At 69.9% G+C, this 17,677-nt stretch carries 21 protein-coding genes; 1 reads left to right on the forward strand and 20 read right to left on the reverse strand.

All coding sequences use genetic code 11. The features are described from left to right. Positions 1 to 156: 156 nt before the first annotated feature. On the reverse strand, positions 157 to 993 hold the full coding sequence (gene tsf / locus AB0L37_RS25625; protein WP_365509852.1) for a translation elongation factor Ts: 837 nt from the start codon (positions 991 to 993) through the stop codon (positions 157 to 159). 124 nt (positions 994 to 1,117) lie between these two features. Next, complete coding sequence (rpsB, locus tag AB0L37_RS25630) at positions 1,118 to 2,020, reverse strand: 30S ribosomal protein S2 (protein ID WP_365509855.1); 903 nt, start codon at positions 2,018 to 2,020, stop codon at positions 1,118 to 1,120. A gap of 297 nt (positions 2,021 to 2,317) precedes the next feature. Here rpsB and AB0L37_RS25635 point away from each other — a divergent pair, with 297 nt between their 5' ends. Next, positions 2,318 to 2,815 carry a M23 family metallopeptidase gene (locus tag AB0L37_RS25635; RefSeq protein ID WP_365509858.1) on the forward strand — a complete coding sequence of 166 codons (498 nt, stop codon included), beginning with the start codon at positions 2,318 to 2,320 and terminating at the stop codon, positions 2,813 to 2,815. Between the two features lie 16 nt (positions 2,816 to 2,831). On the opposite strand, the gene AB0L37_RS25640 is transcribed toward AB0L37_RS25635, so the two are convergent. From AB0L37_RS25640 to proS, 18 genes are all read right to left on the reverse strand, one after another. Then, entirely contained in the window at positions 2,832 to 3,389 is a 558-nt protein-coding gene (locus AB0L37_RS25640; protein ID WP_365510110.1) for a helix-turn-helix domain-containing protein, read from the reverse strand. Positions 3,390 to 3,508: 119 nt separating this feature from the next. After that, complete coding sequence (gene whiG / locus AB0L37_RS25645; protein ID WP_365509860.1) at positions 3,509 to 4,348, reverse strand: RNA polymerase sigma factor WhiG; 840 nt, start codon at positions 4,346 to 4,348, stop codon at positions 3,509 to 3,511. A gap of 331 nt (positions 4,349 to 4,679) precedes the next feature. Next, positions 4,680 to 5,858 carry a DNA-processing protein DprA gene (dprA, locus tag AB0L37_RS25650; RefSeq protein ID WP_365509863.1) on the reverse strand — a complete coding sequence of 393 codons (1,179 nt, stop codon included), beginning with the start codon at positions 5,856 to 5,858 and terminating at the stop codon, positions 4,680 to 4,682. Beyond that, positions 5,855 to 7,474: a YifB family Mg chelatase-like AAA ATPase gene (locus AB0L37_RS25655; protein ID WP_365509866.1), complete on the reverse strand. Its 1,620-nt coding sequence runs from the start codon at positions 7,472 to 7,474 to the stop codon at positions 5,855 to 5,857. Before AB0L37_RS25655 ends, dprA begins: the two co-directional genes overlap by 4 nt. Next, positions 7,474 to 7,833, reverse strand: a complete 360-nt coding sequence (locus AB0L37_RS25660) for a YraN family protein (protein ID WP_365510112.1) — start codon at positions 7,831 to 7,833, stop codon at positions 7,474 to 7,476. The genes AB0L37_RS25655 and AB0L37_RS25660 overlap by 1 nt, the downstream gene beginning before the upstream one ends. A gap of 134 nt (positions 7,834 to 7,967) precedes the next feature. Continuing rightward, on the reverse strand, positions 7,968 to 8,276 hold the full coding sequence (locus tag AB0L37_RS25665) for a DUF2469 domain-containing protein (protein WP_005311352.1): 309 nt from the start codon (positions 8,274 to 8,276) through the stop codon (positions 7,968 to 7,970). Positions 8,277 to 8,331: 55 nt separating this feature from the next. Continuing rightward, positions 8,332 to 8,841: an NUDIX hydrolase gene (locus tag AB0L37_RS25670; protein ID WP_365509869.1), complete on the reverse strand. Its 510-nt coding sequence runs from the start codon at positions 8,839 to 8,841 to the stop codon at positions 8,332 to 8,334. Continuing rightward, complete coding sequence (gene lepB, locus AB0L37_RS25675) at positions 8,834 to 9,574, reverse strand: signal peptidase I (RefSeq protein WP_365509872.1); 741 nt, start codon at positions 9,572 to 9,574, stop codon at positions 8,834 to 8,836. Before lepB (AB0L37_RS25675) ends, AB0L37_RS25670 begins: the two co-directional genes overlap by 8 nt. Positions 9,575 to 9,666: 92 nt before the next feature. Beyond that, complete coding sequence (lepB, locus tag AB0L37_RS25680; protein ID WP_365509875.1) at positions 9,667 to 10,644, reverse strand: signal peptidase I; 978 nt, start codon at positions 10,642 to 10,644, stop codon at positions 9,667 to 9,669. Next, entirely contained in the window at positions 10,532 to 11,644 is a 1,113-nt protein-coding gene (lepB, locus tag AB0L37_RS25685) for a signal peptidase I (protein WP_365509878.1), read from the reverse strand. Before lepB (AB0L37_RS25685) ends, lepB (AB0L37_RS25680) begins: the two co-directional genes overlap by 113 nt. Next, on the reverse strand, positions 11,637 to 12,353 hold the full coding sequence (gene lepB, locus AB0L37_RS25690) for a signal peptidase I (RefSeq protein WP_365509881.1): 717 nt from the start codon (positions 12,351 to 12,353) through the stop codon (positions 11,637 to 11,639). Before lepB (AB0L37_RS25690) ends, lepB (AB0L37_RS25685) begins: the two co-directional genes overlap by 8 nt. Positions 12,354 to 12,430: 77 nt before the next feature. Beyond that, on the reverse strand, positions 12,431 to 12,781 hold the full coding sequence (gene rplS, locus AB0L37_RS25695; protein WP_016638799.1) for a 50S ribosomal protein L19: 351 nt from the start codon (positions 12,779 to 12,781) through the stop codon (positions 12,431 to 12,433). A 167-nt stretch (positions 12,782 to 12,948) separates the two neighbouring features. Beyond that, positions 12,949 to 13,770 carry a tRNA (guanosine(37)-N1)-methyltransferase TrmD gene (gene trmD / locus AB0L37_RS25700; RefSeq protein ID WP_365509884.1) on the reverse strand — a complete coding sequence of 274 codons (822 nt, stop codon included), beginning with the start codon at positions 13,768 to 13,770 and terminating at the stop codon, positions 12,949 to 12,951. Then, positions 13,770 to 14,312 (reverse strand): ribosome maturation factor RimM, encoded by a 543-nt coding sequence (gene rimM, locus AB0L37_RS25705; protein ID WP_365509887.1) that lies wholly within the window; start codon positions 14,310 to 14,312, stop codon positions 13,770 to 13,772. Before rimM ends, trmD begins: the two co-directional genes overlap by 1 nt. A 107-nt stretch (positions 14,313 to 14,419) precedes the next feature. Next, on the reverse strand, positions 14,420 to 14,659 hold the full coding sequence (locus AB0L37_RS25710; RefSeq protein WP_014176063.1) for an RNA-binding protein: 240 nt from the start codon (positions 14,657 to 14,659) through the stop codon (positions 14,420 to 14,422). A gap of 2 nt (positions 14,660 to 14,661) precedes the next feature. Continuing rightward, positions 14,662 to 15,084, reverse strand: coding sequence for a 30S ribosomal protein S16 (gene rpsP / locus AB0L37_RS25715; RefSeq protein ID WP_018531091.1), 423 nt, complete (start codon positions 15,082 to 15,084; stop codon positions 14,662 to 14,664). A gap of 199 nt (positions 15,085 to 15,283) precedes the next feature. Beyond that, positions 15,284 to 15,880 (reverse strand): hypothetical protein, encoded by a 597-nt coding sequence (locus tag AB0L37_RS25720; RefSeq protein ID WP_338700983.1) that lies wholly within the window; start codon positions 15,878 to 15,880, stop codon positions 15,284 to 15,286. A gap of 225 nt (positions 15,881 to 16,105) precedes the next feature. Then, a complete protein-coding gene (gene proS, locus AB0L37_RS25725; RefSeq protein WP_365509892.1) occupies positions 16,106 to 17,521 on the reverse strand; it encodes a proline--tRNA ligase in 1,416 nt (471 codons plus the stop codon). Positions 17,522 to 17,677 lie beyond the last annotated feature (156 nt).

Below are 17,677 nucleotides of genomic sequence, written 5' to 3' on the forward strand. Positions count from 1 at the left end.
TCCTCGTGGTGCACATACGAAGAAGGCCACTGCCGGTGGGGTGTTTCGCATCCCATGCGCGGCAATGGCCTCCTCGTCACATCTGCGGTCGTCCGGCACGTACCCGGACGACTGCTGTCGACCCTAGCGGGGTCTCGCGTCGGGCGCGGTACGGACTCAGATGCCGACCTTGATGCGCGCGAAGCGCTTCAGGGTGACACCGGCCTCCTGGAGGACCTTCTCGACGGACTTCTTGTTGTCGAGGGCGTACGGCTGGCCGAGCAGCGTGGCCTCCTTGAAGAAGCCGTTGACGCGACCCTCGACGATCTTCGGGAGGGCAGCCTCGGGCTTGCCTTCGGCGCGCGTGGTCTCCTCGGCGACGCGACGCTCCGACTCGACGACCTCGGCCGGGACGTCCTCACGGGAGAGGTACTTCGGCGCGAAGGCGGCGATGTGCTGCGCGACACCCTTGGCGAGGTCGGCGTCGGCCTTGTCCAGCTCGACCAGAACACCGATCTGCGGGGGCAGGTCGGGCATGGTGCGGTGCATGTACGCGTAGACGAAGCCGTCGGCGAACTGCGCGAAGCGGTCCAGGACGATCTTCTCGCCGAGGTTGGCGTTGGCCTCGTCGACGAACGCCTGGACGGTCTTACCGGCCTCGATCTCGGAGGCGAGCAGCGTCTCGATGTCGGCGGGGCTCGTCTTGGCGACGTGCGCGGCCAGCTCGTTGGCGACGGCCTGGAACTTCTCACCCTTGGCGACGAAGTCCGTCTCGCACTTCAGCTCGACGAGGACACCGGAGGTGTTGTCGTCGGCGATGAGGGAGACGACGGCGCCGTTCTCGGCGGAGCGGCCCTCGCGCTTGGCGACGCCCTTCTGGCCCTTGATGCGCAGGGCCTCGACGGCCTTGTCGACGTTGCCGTCGGCCTCGTCGAGCGCCTTCTTGCAGTCCATCATGCCGGCGCCCGTGAGCTCACGGAGCTTCTTGACGTCAGCGGCGGTGTAGTTCGCCATGATCCTGGTTTTCTCTCTACGAAGTCTGGAGTCTGACTCGAGGTCTGAAGAAGAGGTTCACAGGTGACGGCGGGGACCGGACATGGCCCCCGCCGTCACCTCATGAACCTCGTACCCGTGAGGGTCAGGCCTGCTCGGCGTCGGCGGCCGGGGCCTCGGCGGCGGGCGCCTCGGCGGCAGGGGCCTCAGCGGCGGGCGCCTCAGCAGCGGCCTCGGCGGCCGGAGCCTCGGCGGTCTCGTCGGCCTTCTTCTCGCCCTCGAGCAGGTCGCGCTCCCACTCGGCGAGCGGCTCGCCGGCGGCCTTCTCGCCCGGCTTCTGGTCGCCCGTGGCGACACCGGAGCGGGCGATGAGGCCCTCGGCGACGGCGTCGGCGATCACGCGGGTGAGCAGGGTGACGGAGCGGATCGCGTCGTCGTTGCCCGGGATCTTGTAGTCGACCTCGTCGGGGTCACAGTTCGTGTCGAGGATCGCGACGACCGGGATGTTGAGCTTCCGGGCCTCGCCGACAGCGATGTGCTCCTTCTTGGTGTCCACGATCCAGACGGCGCTGGGAACCTTGGACATCTCGCGGATACCACCGAGGGTCTTCTCCAGCTTGGCCTTCTCGCGCGAGAGCACGAGAAGCTCCTTCTTGGTGAGACCCGACGCGGCGACGTCCTCGAAGTCGATCTGCTCGAGCTCCTTGAGGCGCTGCAGACGCTTGTAGACGGTCGAGAAGTTGGTGAGCATGCCGCCCAGCCAGCGCTGGTTCACGTAGGGCATGCCGACGCGGGTCGCCTGCTCGGCGATCGCCTCCTGCGCCTGCTTCTTCGTACCGACGAACATGACCGTGCCGCCGTGGGCGACGGTCTCCTTGACGAACTCGTAGGCGCGGTCGATGTACGACAGCGACTGGAGCAGGTCGATGATGTAGATGCCGTTGCGCTCCGTGAAGATGAAGCGCTTCATCTTCGGGTTCCAACGACGGGTCTGGTGACCGAAGTGGACGCCGCTCTCCAGCAGCTCCCGCATCGTGACGACGGCCATGGCCGTACTCCTCTGGTGTTCTCGGTTGTTTCCTGACGCCCCGATGCGCGCCTGCCGCGTACGTCGCTTTCGCTGGTACGGGGACCGATGGGCGCTGCACCCGCTGGACTCGCGTCCAGGTGTCGGGGCGTGCGAAGTCGATCCGGTGGCCCGGATCGCCACATGAAGTGTACGGGACCCTGGAGGTACCGGGTGACGCCGCTGTCCACAACCGCCCGGTAGTCCACGTTTCCCGGCCATGATCCCCGGAATTCGCCCCGCTCCGGAATCATCCGAGGCATGAGAAAACTACTCTGCGTGACGCTGACGCTTCTCTTCTACGTCACTGCCGTTCGTCCCGCGTCCGCCGGCGACGCCCGCCTGTGGCCGACCGGCGAGCACCCCACGGTGGTCCGACCCTGGGCCCCTCCGGCCACGCCCTACGGCCCAGGCCACCGCGGCGTCGACCTCGCGGCCCCGATCGGCGCCCCGGTCCGCACCGTGGCCGACGGCCGCGTCTCGTTCGCGGGGCAGGTAGCGGGCAGAGGCGTGGTGTCCGTGGAGCTCTCCGGCACCGGGGACCCACCTCTTCGCACGACCTACGAACCGGTGACGGCGACGGTGGCCGTGGGCGACGAGGTCAGCGCCGGCGCTCTCCTGGGCACCCTCGAACTCCCGACGGGCCACTGCCCGCCGACAGCCCCGTCCTGCCTGCACTGGGGCCTCCGCCGAGCGGACACGTACCTGGACCCCTTGTCCCTGCTGGACCCGTCACTGGTGCGCAGGCCCCCGGCAAGACTGCTCCCTGTCTGGTAGCAGCCCGGCCGCAACGTCAGCCCCGAACGCCCCGCAGCGCCATCCCCACAGCCGCGTCCACGATCACGCCCGGCTCCTCGGCGGCCCCGAGCTCGATCCGGCGCACCGCCGCGTCGACCACACCCTGCAACAACATCGCCGCGAGCCGGGGCTGCTCATGCCCCATCTCCCCCAGCGCCTCCACGATCATCGCGACGAGCCCACCGTGCGCGGCCCGGATCTTCTCCCGCGCCCCGGCATCCAGCTCACTGGCGGAGATGGCGACGACAGCCCGGTGCCGCCGGTCCCCGACCAGCGCCAGCTGCTCGCGCACATACGCCTCGACCTTGCCCTCGGGCGTCGCGGCCCGGGCCATCCCGGCCTCGACCTCCGCGGCCCACACCGGGAAGTCGACCGCGCACAGCTCCTCGACCACGGCCGCCCGGGACTTGAAGTACTCGTACACGGACGACCGCGCCAGCCCCGTCCGCTCCGCCAGCGCGGGGAAGGTCAGCGCCTCCGTCCCGCCCTCGGACAGCAGGGAACGCGCCGCGTCCAGAAGGGCGCCGCGCTGCATCGACCGGTGCTCGGCCACAGAGGCCGCTCGAATCCTTGGCACGTCTCCACTTTACGGACGCGCCGCTCATGGCGGGAGCCGCACCGTCCGCCCGGCCCGGCAGGGACGATTCCTCACCACCGGGAAGCAGCCACTCCTCACCGTCCGAAACTGGCCAGCTTCGCCCGCAGCTGCAGCACCGACTTCGTGTGGATCTGACTGACCCGGCTCTCGGTCACCCCGAGCACGTTCCCGATCTCGGCGAGCGTGAGGCCCTCGTAGTAGTAGAGGGTGACCACGGTCTTCTCCCGGTCCGGCAACGTGTTGATCGCCCGCGCCAGGAACCGCCGCAGCTCACGGTCCTCGGCGACCTCCACCGGGTTGTCCGCGGCGTGGTCCTCGAGCGTGTCCATCAGGCTCGGCCGGTCGCCGCCCTCACCGCCGACGTGCAGCAGCTCCTCCAGCGCCACCACGTTCGCCAGCGACAACTGGCTGAAAACGGCGTGCAGTTCCTCCAGCGCCACCCCCATCTCGGCGGCCACCTCGCTCTCCGACGGGGTGCGCCGCAGTTTGGCCTCCAGGGTGGCGTAGGCGCGCTCGACGTTGCGCGCCTTCTGCCGGACGGACCGCGGGATCCAGTCCAGGGCCCGCAGTTCGTCGATCATCGCGCCCCGGATCCGGGTGATCGCGTACGTCTCGAACTTGATCTCGCGCCCGATGTCGAACTTCTCGATGGCGTCGATCAGGCCGAAGACCCCGGACGAGACGAAGTCCGCCTGCTCGACGTTGGGCGGCAGCCCCACACTGACCCGCCCCGCGACGTACTTCACCAGCGGCGAGTAGTGCAGGATCAGCTGCTCGCGCAGTCGCTCGTCGCCCGTCGCCTTGTACGACCTCCACAGCTCCTCGAGGGAGGAGGGAGCCGGAGGCCGCACGCTGGAGCCGCGGGCGGCGGGGGGTACCGGCGCCCGGTCGGACCCGGAGGTGTGCTGTGGCATGCGCCGCCTTGTGCCGTTCTGCTGCGTACCGAGGGACTGAGGAAGAGGAGTGATCGCTTTACTGGTGAAAATGCCGTGTTGCCTGTCTGGTGATGACTGCTGCCGAGCTGCCTGCCTGATTCCGGATTTGAGGGGACGAACCCGAATCCTGGTGAGCGTAGCGTGACTGGAGTGTCGCAGTGTGCGAAGGGGAGGGGATCGTGTGCGCGCAGATACGTTCCGTTGAGCGACTTGCGCCGACGCCTCCCTCTCCGTAGGTGACCGTGCGAGGCGCCAACTGCCGGAATTGCCAAGGTCATCGGGGGTCATTCGGACGGCGGAACACTCTGCGTCAGGGAACTCCCCCTTCCGGAAAGACCGAACGGATCTCCTGGCGTGTCAACTGCCAGCCGTCGCCGTGTCGTTCGACGAACCCCAACGAGCGCAGTTCGTACAACCTCCCGATCGTCTCGTCCTCGGTCGCCCCGGCCCCCCGCGCCAGCTCCGCGACCGTCCGTGTCCCGCGCGCCGGCAGCGCCGCGAGCACCCGCGCCGCCGCCGGTGCCAGCAGATCGCGGGAGAGCACGGGCCCGCGCCGCTCCGGCGCCAGCTCCCCCATCTCCCCGACCAGCTCCACGACTTCCGCCGCGTCCGTCACCAGCACAGCCTCCTTGCGCAGCAGTTCATGCACACCCGCGGAGACGCTGCTGGTCACCGGGCCCGGAACGCCCATCGCATGTCTCCCGAGCCGTTGCGCCCAGCGGGCCGTGCCCAGGGCTCCGCTGCGGTACGCCGCCTCGACCACGACGGTGCCGCGGGTGAGGGCGGCGATCACCCGGTTCCGCAGGATGAAGCGGCTGGGCGTCGGATGGTCACCGGGCGGCAACTCGCCCACCACCAGGCCCTGTTCCGCGACCCGGTCGATCAACTGGGCGTGCCCGCGCGGATAGGCACGGTCGACCCCGCAGGCGAGGACCGCCACCGTGGCACCGGTCGCCCCGAGCGCCCCGCGGTGGGCCGCCGCGTCGACCCCGTACGCCCCGCCCGAGACGACGACCCACCCCCGCTCGGCGAGCCCGGCGCCGAGGCTCGCGCCCATCCGCACCCCGTAGTCGGTGCAGGCCCGGGCGCCGACCACCGCCACGGACCGCAGGGCCCACATCCGCAGATTCGGTCCGCCCCGCACCCACAGGCCGAGGGGCTTCGCGTCCCCCAGGTCGTCCAACTGCCCCGGCCACTCGGCGTCCCCCGGGCACACGAACCGCACCCCGCACTCCTCGGCCCGCGCCAAGTCCCGCTCGGGCGGCGGCGCTTCACGGGCCCGCCCCACGAGCCCCGCCCAGCGCTCGGCCCGCACCCCGGGCAGCGGCTCCTCGTCCCCGTCGGCGGCGGCGTCGATCCGCCGCACCGTCTCCACCGCCCCGAACTCCCTCAGCCACCGCCCGGCCGGCTCCCACCCCGGCTCGACGATCCGCGTCAGCCGTGCCCGCGCGAGACGCAGCTGCTCGGGGATCGCGCCGGCGCCCGTCACCCCGCCGCCCCGATCGTCATCGGCACCCCGCGCGAGATCCCGGTCCTCAGCTGCAGCGCGAGGGCCACGTCCTGGGCGAAGGGCCGCTCGTGCCCGGCGAGGTCCGCCACGGTCCAGGCCACCCGCAGCACCCGGTCGAGTCCGCGCGCCGTCAAGAAGCCGCGCTCCAGGTCCAGTTCGGCCTCGTCCAGGGCGCCGGGCGCGGTGGGCCAGCGGGTGCGCAGGGCATGGCCCGGCACCTCGCTGTTGGTCCGCCAGGGCGTGTCCACGAGCCGCGCGACGGCCCGCTCCCTGGCCTCGCGCACCCGGTCCGCGACGACCTGGGTGCTCTCGCCCCGCGGTCCGTACCCGGCCAGTTCGTTGCGCGTGACGGCGTCCACCTCGACCCGCAGGTCGACCCGGTCGAGCAGCGGCCCGGAGAGCCGTGCCTGATAGCGCCGGACGGTAGCCGGCGGGCAGTCGCACTCGCCGCCCAGCGCCCGGTACTGCCCACAGGGGCAGGGGTTCGCGGCCAAGGCCATCAGGAACCGTGCGGGCAGCCGCACCACCCCGGCGCTGCGGGCGATCACCACGTGCCCCGATTCGAGCGGCTGTCGCAGGGCGTCGAGCGCCCGCGAGCTGAACTCCGGCGCCTCGTCCAGGAACAGCACCCCGCGGTGCGACAGCGAGACCGCCCCCGGCCGCGCCACCCCAGGACCTCCTCCGACGAGGGACTGCATGGTCGCCGAGTGGTGCGGTGCGCAGTACGGCGCGGTGTCGATCATGGACTTGCCCGGCGGCAGCATCCCGGCCACCGAGTGGATCGCCGTGACCTCCAGGGACTCCTCGCGGGTGAGCGGCGGCAGGATGGCCGGCAGCCGCTCGGCGAGCATCGTCTTGCCCGCGCCCGGCGGCCCCGACAGCATCACGTGGTGCCCGCCCGCGGCTGCGACCTCGATCGCGGTGCGGGCCGACAACTGCCCGACGACATCGGCGAGATCGAGCCCGTGCCCCTCGTTCAGCGGACCGCCCAGACCGGTGCCCGCCCCGCTGCCCGGCATGCTGAGCCCGGCGAGCATCGGATCGGGGCGGCCCCGCTCCGTCGGCTCCTCCTCCGGCACGGGCTCGTCCGTGAGCACGGCGATGAGCTGGCGCAGACTGCGCACTCCGAGGACGGAGATCCCCGGCACCAGGGCCGCCTCGCCCGCCGTGCTCTCGGGAACCACGACCTGTTCGTAGCCCGCGTCGGCGGCGGCGAGGACGGCCGGCAGCACGCCCCGGACGGGTCGCACCCGCCCGTCGAGCCCCAGCTCCCCGATCATCACGATGTCGGCGAGGATCCGGGGATCGATCCGCTCGGCGGCGCCAAGAACTGCGCACGCGACAGCGAGATCGAATCCCGAACCGCCCTTGGGCACGGACGCCGGGCTGAGCCCCACCGTGAGCTTCTTCTGCGGCCAGTCCGCCCCGGAGTTGACCACGGCGGCCCTCACTCGATCCCGGCTCTCGACCAGGCTCTTGTCGGGCAGCCCCACGAGCGTGAACGCCGCGATGCCCGGCTCCAGATCCGCCTGTACCTCGACGACGACGCCCTCGACACCCACCAGGGCCACGGAACACGTACGCGCGAACCCCATCAGGACACCCCCCGCACGTGCTCGACGCGGGGCGCTCCGCGCTCCGGGAGCACCACGCCCACCAGGTCGATGCGGACGCCGCCCGGTGGCGCTCCCCCGTGTTCCTGCACCCAGCGCTCGGCGAGATCCCGCAGCCTTCGCGCCTTGACCGGGGTGATCGCGGCCATCGGATGCTCGAAGGCCCCGCCGGATCCGCTCTGCCCTCTGCGCGTCTTGACCTCGCAGACGACGATCGCGTCGCCGTCCCGCGCCACGATGTCGATCTCACCGCGTCGGCCCGCGCGCCAGTTCCTCGCGAGCACCGTCATCCCGGCGTCGGCCAGCCGCCTCGCGGCCAGGTCCTCGCCGTACTTCCCCATCGCGCCCCGTGCGTTCACGTCGGCACCACCTCCGACACCCACGCTGAGGCAAGGGCGAAGAAGAAGTGGATCTTGGTGAACTACCTACGGGTTGTGGAAAACTCCGCCAGCCCCACGTGGGCCGGCGCCACGGCTCAACTGCCGGGAAGCTCCAGATCGCTCTTGTTGAGCTCCTCGATGTTCACGTCCTTGAACGTGAGCACCCGCACCTGCTTCACGAAACGAGCGGGCCGGTACATGTCCCAGACCCAGGCGTCCGCCATCGACACCTCGAAGAACACCTCACCCTGGACCGAGTGCACCTGCATCTCGTAGTCATTGGTGAGGTAGAAACGACGCTCGGTCTCGATCACATATTTGAACAGCCCGACGACGTCGCGGTACTCCCGGTAGAGCTTCAGCTCCATCTCGGTCTCGTACTTCTCGAGGTCCTCGGCGCTCATGGCATGTTCCCCTTCAGCCGTGCGTCCCCCTATTGTGCGCCAGCCTCTGGGGCCTCTAGACGATTTCCGTGTCGAGATCCAGCGGCCGGCTCGGGGGACCCTCGACGAGCAGCCGGTTCAGCAGCTCGGCGAGTCTGGTCGGATACACCGTCTCATGCGCTTCGGCCAGTTCCGCGTACGTCCACCAACGTGCTCCGGCGACGCTGCGTCGTTCCAGGTCGGTCAGGCCCTCTTCGTTGATCACCGCGTGCGCCGCCGGCGATGCCGTACGGGCCAGGAAGTACCACTCGTCCTGGTCCCAGCGTCGGCCGTCGAACGGGAACGAGCAGATCCGCCGCCACAGCACGGGACCCAGCTCGGCGTCCGTGATGCCGGTCTCCTCGGCGAGTTCCCGCAGCGCCGCCTGCTCACGCGTCTCGTCGCCCTCCAGGCCGCCGCCGGGCGTGAACCACCAGTCGTCCGCACTGTCGCCGGGTTGGTGCCCGTGCAGCAGCAGGAGGCGGTCCTGCGGGTCGAGCAGGACGACCCGGGCCACCTTGCGCAGTTCGCTGCCGAGCTCAGGCACGCACCGGCTCCGGCGCCCGGGTCCGCGAACGCCGCGCCCGCTTCGCGATCGGCCCGTACGCCGCCCCGCCGAGCACGAGCACCGCGCCGACGACGACCGCGGTCACGATCAGCTTGAGCGGCCCCGGCCGCGAGATCCCGCCGGGCAGTTCCTCGAACCCGGTGGGCTTCGCCAGCATGCCGTTCATGGGCCAGGCCACGGCGTCCACCCGGGCCTGTACGGCTCCGCGCTCCACCGAGCCGTGCTCGCCGTCGCCGAGGTGGACGCTGGAGTCCAAAGAGCCGCTGCGCTCGTCACCGAGCAGGAAGAGCCGGCCCTCGGGGACGGTCGTGGACTTGATGCCGGTCAGGGAGGCGTTCTTGCCGGCCGGCAGATACGGTTCGTCGATCTTCTTGCCGTTGACGGTCAGCTTGCCGTCCGTGCAGCAGGCGATGGTGTCCCCGCCGACGCCGACGACCCGCTTGACCATGGGCAGCTCGCCCCAGCTCGCCTCCTGGAAGACGACGACGTCGCCGCGCTTGACCTCACTGCCGTCGATCCGCTGCGCGAGCACCCGGTCACCCGCGCCGATCGTCGGCGTCATGGAGTCGGTCGGCACCGTGTACGGCTGGTACACGAAGGCGCCCCACACGAACCCGCCGAGGAACAGCACACAGCCGAGGGCCACGGCTATGCCCGACAGCGCGCTGCCGACCTTGCCGCGGCCCTCGGCCGTACGACGTGTCCTGCTCATCCCAGTTGCTCCCCCGCGTCGGAGAAATCGACCTCGTGGCCCGGCCCCGAAACGGCTCGGGCCACCGAAGATCGGCGATCTGGGACGGCACCCTACCCGGCGGTACCGGTCGCAGAAACCCCGGTGTTTCCCTCGGTAAGGCTCTTGTTGATCTTGCGCCTGCGCCACAGCACCAGCGGCACGGCGCCGGCCAGACCGAGGGCACCCGGCGCGGCACTCGCCGCCGCGTTGATCCCGGACTGGTCGAAGGTGTCCGGCACCGGCAGCGTCGACCAGTGCGTGGGCGGCCAGGCGACGACGATGGCGCGGCCCACGACGTTGTCGACCGGGACGAAGCCCTTGTTCACGTCGTTCTGGTGGTAGCGGGAGTCCATCGAGTCCTGGCGGTGATCGCCCATGACCCAAACTTTGCCCTCAGGAACCTTCACCTTGAAGGTCCCGCCCATGTTGTCGGCGCTGCACGGGGTGTTGTCCGGGTAGACGTACGGCTCGTTGAGCGCCTTGCCGTTCACCTTGAGCGGGCCCGTGCCCTTGCACTCGACGGTGTCGCCGGCGACCCCGATGACGCGCTTGATGAGGTCCTTCTCGTCGGCGGACGGCATCAGGCCGACCCAGCTGAGCACCTTCTGCACGGGGTTCGGATCGGCGGTGGGTTCGCCCTCCAGCCAGCCGTCCGGGTCGTGGAAGACGATGACCTCGCCGCGCTCGGGCTCGGAGCCGAACCACGGCGTGAGCTTGTCGACGAGTACGCGGTCGCCGATCTGCAGCGTGTTCTCCATCGAGGCCGACGGGATCGAGAACGCCTGGACCAGGAAAGTCTTGATCACCAGGGCCAGGACCAGCGCGATGACGATGAGGAGCGGCAGCTCCTTCCAGAAGGAGCGGGGCTTCTTCTGCTTGGTCCCGGATTCGCCGTCACCGGACTCCGAGGCGCCCGCGGAGGATGCGTCCACCCCGTCACCGTTCTCGACGACCGGGTCCGTCGCGGCCGGACTCGCCGCGTCGTCGGATCGCCCGGGCTGCTCCTCGGGCCCATGCCCTGACCGTGCGCCGACCGCCACGTCCCCCACATCCACTCCTCACTCCGTGCCGCTGCCTGATCCCTACGCGATGCAGGCCCACCACTCCCATAACGAGCGGGAGTTCCGCAGGGCTCGGGAGGGGGATCAATCCGTCCGAATTCGATGAGTTCGCATTCGAGGCGGCACTGTTCGCGGTGGCCACCCTATGCGACATGCCGGAGGCCGCGGTCGATCCGGCGCCGTGCGCGTCGGCCACGGCGGAGAACGTGTCCGGCTCACCGAGCGTGGTCCAGTGGCCGACCGGCCACACGATGGCGCGCGCCCGTCCCACGACCGAGTCCTCGGAGACGGTCCCGCTGAACCCCTCGGTGAGGTGGTAGCGCGAGTCCGCCGAGTTGGCGCGGTGGTCGCCCATCACGAAGAGACGGCCCTCGGGCACCTTCACCGAGAAGTCGAACTTGGAGGGGGCGTTGCCGGGGTGGATGTACGCGGTCTCGTTCAGCGGCGTCCCGTTGACGGTGACGCGGCCCTGCTTGTCGCAGCACTTCACGGTGTCGCCGCCCACGCCGACGACCCGCTTGATCAGGTCGCGCTCGTCGTCGGACGGCAGCAGCCCGATCCAGGTCAGGCCTTCCTTGATCTGCTTGACGCCGACGGGGTCGTCCTTCGTCTGCCCGGTCTCCTGCTCCAGCCACTTGCCGGGGTCCTTGAAGACGACGACGTCACCGCGCTGCACCTTGGCACCGAACCAGGGGGTGAGCTTGTCGACCACGACCCGGTCGCCGATCTTGATCGTCTGCTCCATGGAGCCCGACGGGATCACGAAGGCCTGCAACAGGAACGTCTTCAGGACGAGGGCGATCAGCAGAGCCACGCCTATGAGGAGAGGTATCTCCTTGATCGCGGAGCGCCTTCTGCGCCGCTTCACCTTCCGCGCGAGTTTGCGGCGCTCCGCGCGGCCGGGCAGGGCGGGCCCGCTGGTGGGCCGGCTCCCGGTGGGCAGCCGGGTGTCGCCCCGGTGACCGGCCCGCTTCCCGCGGCTACCCATGGGCACCGCCGTGCGCGGACACGCGCGCGTAGACGTCTTCGCGTGACAAGGAGTGCCAGTGTCCGGTCGGCCACGCGATCCACTCGGCCTTGCCGATCACATGGCCGACGGGGACGAACCCGCCGCCCGGGGCACCCAGGTAGTCGCGGGAGTCGCGGGAGTCACTGCGGTGGTCGCCGAGCAGAAAGAGGGTGCCTTCGGGAACCTCGATGTCGAACCGCACCTCTGAAGCCGCGTCGTGCGCGTGCAACAAGGAGCGCTCGTCCACGGACTGCCCGTTCACCTCGATCCTCCCCTTGCTGTCGCAGCAGACGACATGATCGCCCCCTACGCCCACGACGCGCTTGATGTAGTCGGCGTCACCGAAGTACCCGCTGCCGTCGAAGACGACCACGTCCCCGCGCTCCGGTTCGGCACCGAAACGGTACGCCAACTTATTTACGAGAACGCGGTCCCCGACCCTCAATGTGGTCTCCATCGAGCCGCTGGGGATCTGGAACGGCTGCATCACGAAGACGCTGACGGCCAGCAGGAACGCCATGCACAGCAGCAGGGAGAGCGTGATGCGGCCACCGGGCAGCCAGGCCGCGACCGCGTCGATGCCCCGGGAGAGCAAAGAGGAGCGCGACCGGCCCTCCTCGCCCTCTGAGGTGATCTCGAGGGGCTCGGAGGAGCGGTCGCGCTCCACATGCTGTGCTTCGGTGTCCATCGAGGCCAGATGCTATCCGGCTCCCTTGTGGACTCCGTACGCGAGATGCGCTGACGCCCCCAGGGGCGCCGAGCGGCTCAGTTCTCGCGCTTCTCCTTGATCTTCGCAGCCTTGCCGCGCAGGTCGCGCAGGTAGTACAGCTTGGCGCGACGCACGTCACCCTTGGTGACGAGCTCGATCTTCTCGACGATCGGGGTGTGCACCGGGAAGGTGCGCTCGACGCCCACGGAGAAGGAGACCTTGCGGACCGTGAAGGTCTCGCGGACACCGGCGCCCTGGCGGCGGATGACTACGCCCTTGAACTGCTGCACACGGGAGCGGTTGCCCTCGATGACGCGGACGTGGACGTTGACGGTGTCACCCGGGCGGAAGGCCGGGATGTCGCTGCGCAGCGACGCGGAGTCGACGGAGTCGAGCAGGTGAGACATGATCGTCTGCTTTCTTCGCCGATGCCACAGGTCATCGGCGGGAGGTATGCGATGAGTTTCGGTAGCTGATCGCGTCGGGCCTTGCGTCTGGACCATCCCCGCGTGTGGGGAGCAATGCCGGTCGTTCCCCCTGTGGCAGGGGCGCAGGCTGGACGTACAGCAGCGGCCTATTCTTCCACGGCTCCGGGCGTTGGCCCAAATCGTCCGTCGGGGCCGGGGCCCCAGCCCAGGATCGAGAGCATCTCGCGGTCCTTCTTGTCGAAGGCCTTCGGGTCGGTGCGCTCGATCAGGTCGGGCCGGTTGCGGGTGGTGCGGCGCAGCGCCTCGTCCCGCCGCCAGCGCGCGATCTTGCCGTGGTGGCCGCTGAGCAGCACGTCGGGGATGTCCCGGCCGCGCCACTCCGGAGGCTTGGTGTAGACGGGCCCTTCGAGGAGGTTGGCCATGGCGCCCGGCGCGAAGGAGTCGTCCTGGTGCGAGGCCGCGTTGCCGAGGACACCCGGCAGCAGGCGGGCCACGGCCTCCGTGACGACGAGCACCGCGGCTTCCCCGCCCGCGAGGACGTAGTCGCCGATGGAGACCTCGTAGACCGGCATACGGGTCGCGTACTCGTCGATGACACGGCGGTCGATGCCCTCGTAGCGCGCCGGCGTGAAGACCAGCCAGGGGCGCTCGGAGAGCTCTACGGCGAGTTCCTGGGTGAAGGGACGGCCGCTGGGCGTCGGGACGACCAGGACGGGCCCGTGGGCCCCGCTCTCGTACCCGTCGGCCAGCACGTCGTCGAGGCACTCGCCCCACGGCTCGGTCTTCATGACCATGCCGGGGCCTCCGCCGTAGGGGGTGTCGTCGACCGTGTTGTGCCGGTCGTGCGTCCAGTCCCGCAAGTCGTGCACGTGGACACCGAGTTGGCCGCGCGCGCGTGCCTTGCCCACCAGGGAGACGTTCAGCGGTTCCAGGTACTCGGGGAAGATCGTGACGACGTCGAGGCGCATTACGAGTCCTCGCGCGTGGAGGCGATCTCGGCACGGTCGTCGATCAGGCCCGGCGGCGGATCGATGATCGCCTTCTGCTCCTCGAGGTCGATCTCGGTGACGATCTCCTCGACGAACGGGATCATGACCTCGCTGCCGTCGGGCCGCTCCACGATGAAGAGGTCCTGCGAGGGCAGGTGCGAGATCTCCGTGATGCGGCCGACCTCGGTGCCGTCGACCGTGACGACGTCGAGGTCCATGAGCTGGTGGTCGTAGAACTCGTCCTCGTCCTCCGGCAACTCCTCCGGGTCGACCTCGGCGATGAGGAGGGTGTTGCGCAGCGCCTCCGCGCCGGTCCGGTCGCGTACGCCCTCGAAGCGCAGCAGGAGACGGCCCGAGTGCACCCGGCCGGATTCGATGGTGAGGGGGCCCGTGGCGGCCGGGTCCGTGGCGAGCACGGCGCCGGGGCCGAGCCGCAGCTCGGGCTCGTCGGTGCGCACCTCGACGGTGACCTCACCCTTGATGCCGTGGGCGCGCCCGATGCGCCCGACTACCAACTGCACGTCGGAAACTCTCCTGTCCAACCACTGGAGCCACTGGAGCTCAAAAAACGACTAAGGCCGGGGACGGCCCGTAAGCCCTCCCCGGCCCGAGCCGGTGTTCAACTTTGTCAGCGAACCTGGTCGACGTCGACGAGGTCGACGCGGACTCCGCGGCCGCCGATGGCGCCCACGACGGTACGCAGTGCACGCGCGGTGCGGCCGTTGCGGCCGATCACCTTGCCGAGGTCGTCGGGGTGGACCCGAACCTCGAGAACGCGCCCGCGGCGCAGGTTGCGCGAGGCGACCTGCACATCGTCGGGGTTGTCGACAATGCCCTTCACGAGGTGCTCAAGAGCCTCCTCGAGCATGCTCAGGCCTCGGTCGACTCGGACGCAGCCTCAGCGGCCTCGTCCTTCTTCTCAGCCTTCTTCTTCTGGGTGATGGCCTCACCCTTGGGCTCGTCGGCCGTGGCCAGCGCCTCGAAGGAGGGGCGGGCCTTCTTCGGCTCGGCGACCTTCAGCGGCTCCGGGGCGGGCAGACCCTTGTGCTTCTGCCAGTCGCCGGTGAGCTTCAGGATGGCCATGACCGGCTCGGTCGGCTGCGCGCCGACGCTCAGCCAGTACTGCGCGCGCTCCGAGTCGACCTCGATGCGCGACGGGTTCTGCACCGGGTGGTACAGGCCGATCTCCTCGATGGCCCGGCCGTCACGGCGGGTACGGGAGTCGGCGACGACGATGCGGTAGTGAGGCGAACGGATCTTGCCCAGACGCTTCAGCTTGATCTTGACTGCCACGGGAGTGGTGTCTCCTGGTGTTGACGTGGGTGGGCACGGCGAGATTGCCGCGTGGGGTTGCGGTACCCGAGTGCCCGATGGACGCGTCAGCCGGAGGAGAGAGGGGTCCTGTGCGACTGTCGAGTACAGCTAGCCATTGTGCCACACCTCGCCGGGGCGGCCGAACCCGCATGCGGCCGCCCCACCAGGACCGGGGCACTCACCCCACGGCGGCGCCCACGACCTCCGGGATGCGGAACGGCTTGCCGCAGCCGCCGCACACGATGGGGGCCTGGGCGAGGACCGACGGCACGACGCGCACATTGCGGCCGCAGTCGCAGACGGCCTTCACGCGGACGCCGCCCCCGGAGGAGCCGTGCCGCGCGGCAGGACCGCGGAAGCTGCGCTTGGTGTCCGCGGCGGTCGCCACCGTGTGGGCCTTCAGCGCCCGCTGAAGGCGCTCGATGGTCTGCCGGTAGCGCTGCTTCGCCTCGGAGTTCAGCGTGACCAGCGAGAAGCCGCTGCTGGGGTGCGGCTCCTCGGGGTGGTCGAGCCCCAACTCCTCGGCGATGGCCAGGAATCTGCGGTTGTGGTAGCGGCCGGCGCGCGAGGTGTCGCGGATTCCGCGCGCTGCGGCGATGCCGTGGACTGCCTCATGGAGGAGTCGCTCGAAGGAGAGCTCGTGCCCGCAGGCGGACGACGACTCCCCGATCAGGGATTCGGGCGCGGCAAGATCCGGCAGTTCGGGGTGGTGCCGCTGAATGTCGGCCCACGCCCCTGCCAGCTCTGCGGCGAGAACAGGTGGTGTCGTGCTCACGTCGTGACAACGAGCCGGGGTGCCTCTGTGTTCCTATTCCGGGCCATCCCAAATATTTTGCACGTACCAGTCAGTTGCCGCTCATGCGTCCTGACGAGGGCGGGTGCGCCGATCTGTGGAGAAGGCTCACAGCTCACAACAAGGTGGTGCGTAGGCACACGTACGCCCCGGCGCGTAGACGGAGCCGCGCGCCGGGGCGTCGGAAACGCAAGTGTCGTTTCGGCCTCAGTAAGCGCGTGCCACGACCGCGACGTTACCGGGTGCGTCATCGGCGTCCGGCACCGACCCGTCCGCCGCGAGCAGACACCGTACGGAGACGCCGTGCTCGGCGAGCGCGTTCTCGCCCGCCGCGCCGAGGGTGTCCCACGGGATGCGCGCCCAGCCGCCCGCCGCGGCAGCCTCCACCGCCTCGCCGACCGTCGTCACGTCGGTCGTACGCAGTTCGCGCCGCTCCCGTGCCTGGGCGAGGAGCAGCGCCTGGTCCTCCTCAAGGATCTTGGGAAGCACCGCCGCGAGCGCCGTGACGGCCACCGGTGTCTTGCCGCCAGGGATGCGGCGGGCGAGCATCGCGGTGTCGTTCTCCAGGTCGCGGGGGCCGATCTCGACACGTACGGGAACGCCCTTAAGCTCCCAGTCCACGGCCCGCCGCCCGAAGGGGGTGTCGGTGCGGTCGTCGACCTGGACGCGGATTCCGGCCGCCTTCAGGGCGTCGCCGACCTCGCGCACCTTGGAGAGCACCGCTTCGTCGCCCTTGATGGCGAGGACGACGACCTGGACGGGCGCCAGCCGGGGCGGCACGCGCAGGCCGTGGTCGTCGCCGTGCATCATCACGAGGGCGCCGATCATGCGGGTGGTCGAGCCCCAGGAGGTCTGCCAGACCAGTTCCTGCGTGCCGTCCTTCGACAAGTACTGCGTACCGAACGCCTTGGCGAAGTTCTGGCCGAGCTCGTGGCTGGTGCCCAGCTGGAGGGCCTTGCCGTCGCCCATCATCCCTTCCAGGGTGAGGGTGTTGATCGCTCCCGCGAAGCGCTCCTTGGGCGTCTTGCGTCCCAGGATGACGTCCATGGCGAGCACGTTCTCCATGAAGTCCGCGTAGACGTGCCGGTGGATGCGCGCCGCGAAGTCGCGCGCCTCCTCGTACGTCGCGTGCGCCGTGTGGCCCTCCTGCCACAGGAATTCCGTCGTACGGAGGAACAGGCGCGGCCGCAGCTCCCAACGGACCACGTTCGCCCACTGGTTGATGAGCAGCGGGAGGTCGCGGTAGCTCTGCACCCATTTGGCGAAGGACGCGTTGACGATCATCTCCGAGGTGGGGCGGACGACCGCCGGCTCCTCCAGCTCCTTGCCGCCGCCGTGCGTCACCACGGCCAGCTCGGGCGCGAAGCCCTCGACATGGTCGGCTTCCTTGGTGAGGTACGACTGCGGGATCAGGAGCGGGAAGTACGCGTTCTGCGTGCCGGTCTCCTTGATGCGCGCATCCATGTCCTGCTGCATCCGCTCCCACAGGCCGTAGCCGTACGGTCGGATGACCATCGTGCCGCGCACTGGCCCGTTGTCGGCCAGTTCGGCCTTGGAGATCAGGTCCTGGTACCAGCGAGGGAAGTCTTCCGCCTGAGGCGTGAGAACAGGGGCTTTGGCCATGGCGCGCATGCTACGGCGCGGACTGCGGAGCACGGGAATCCTTTTCGCCCGACTGCCCGTATGCCCCTGGCAAGCCCCCTTGAGGGGCGTACGACGGAGCGTGCACGCATTGTGGGCGCGCGTGCCCAACACCCCCTAGACGTGACGGACGATGCG

This window comes from Streptomyces sp. NPDC052225 (genome assembly GCF_040679615.1).
GTDB lineage: Bacteria > Actinomycetota > Actinomycetes > Streptomycetales > Streptomycetaceae > Streptomyces.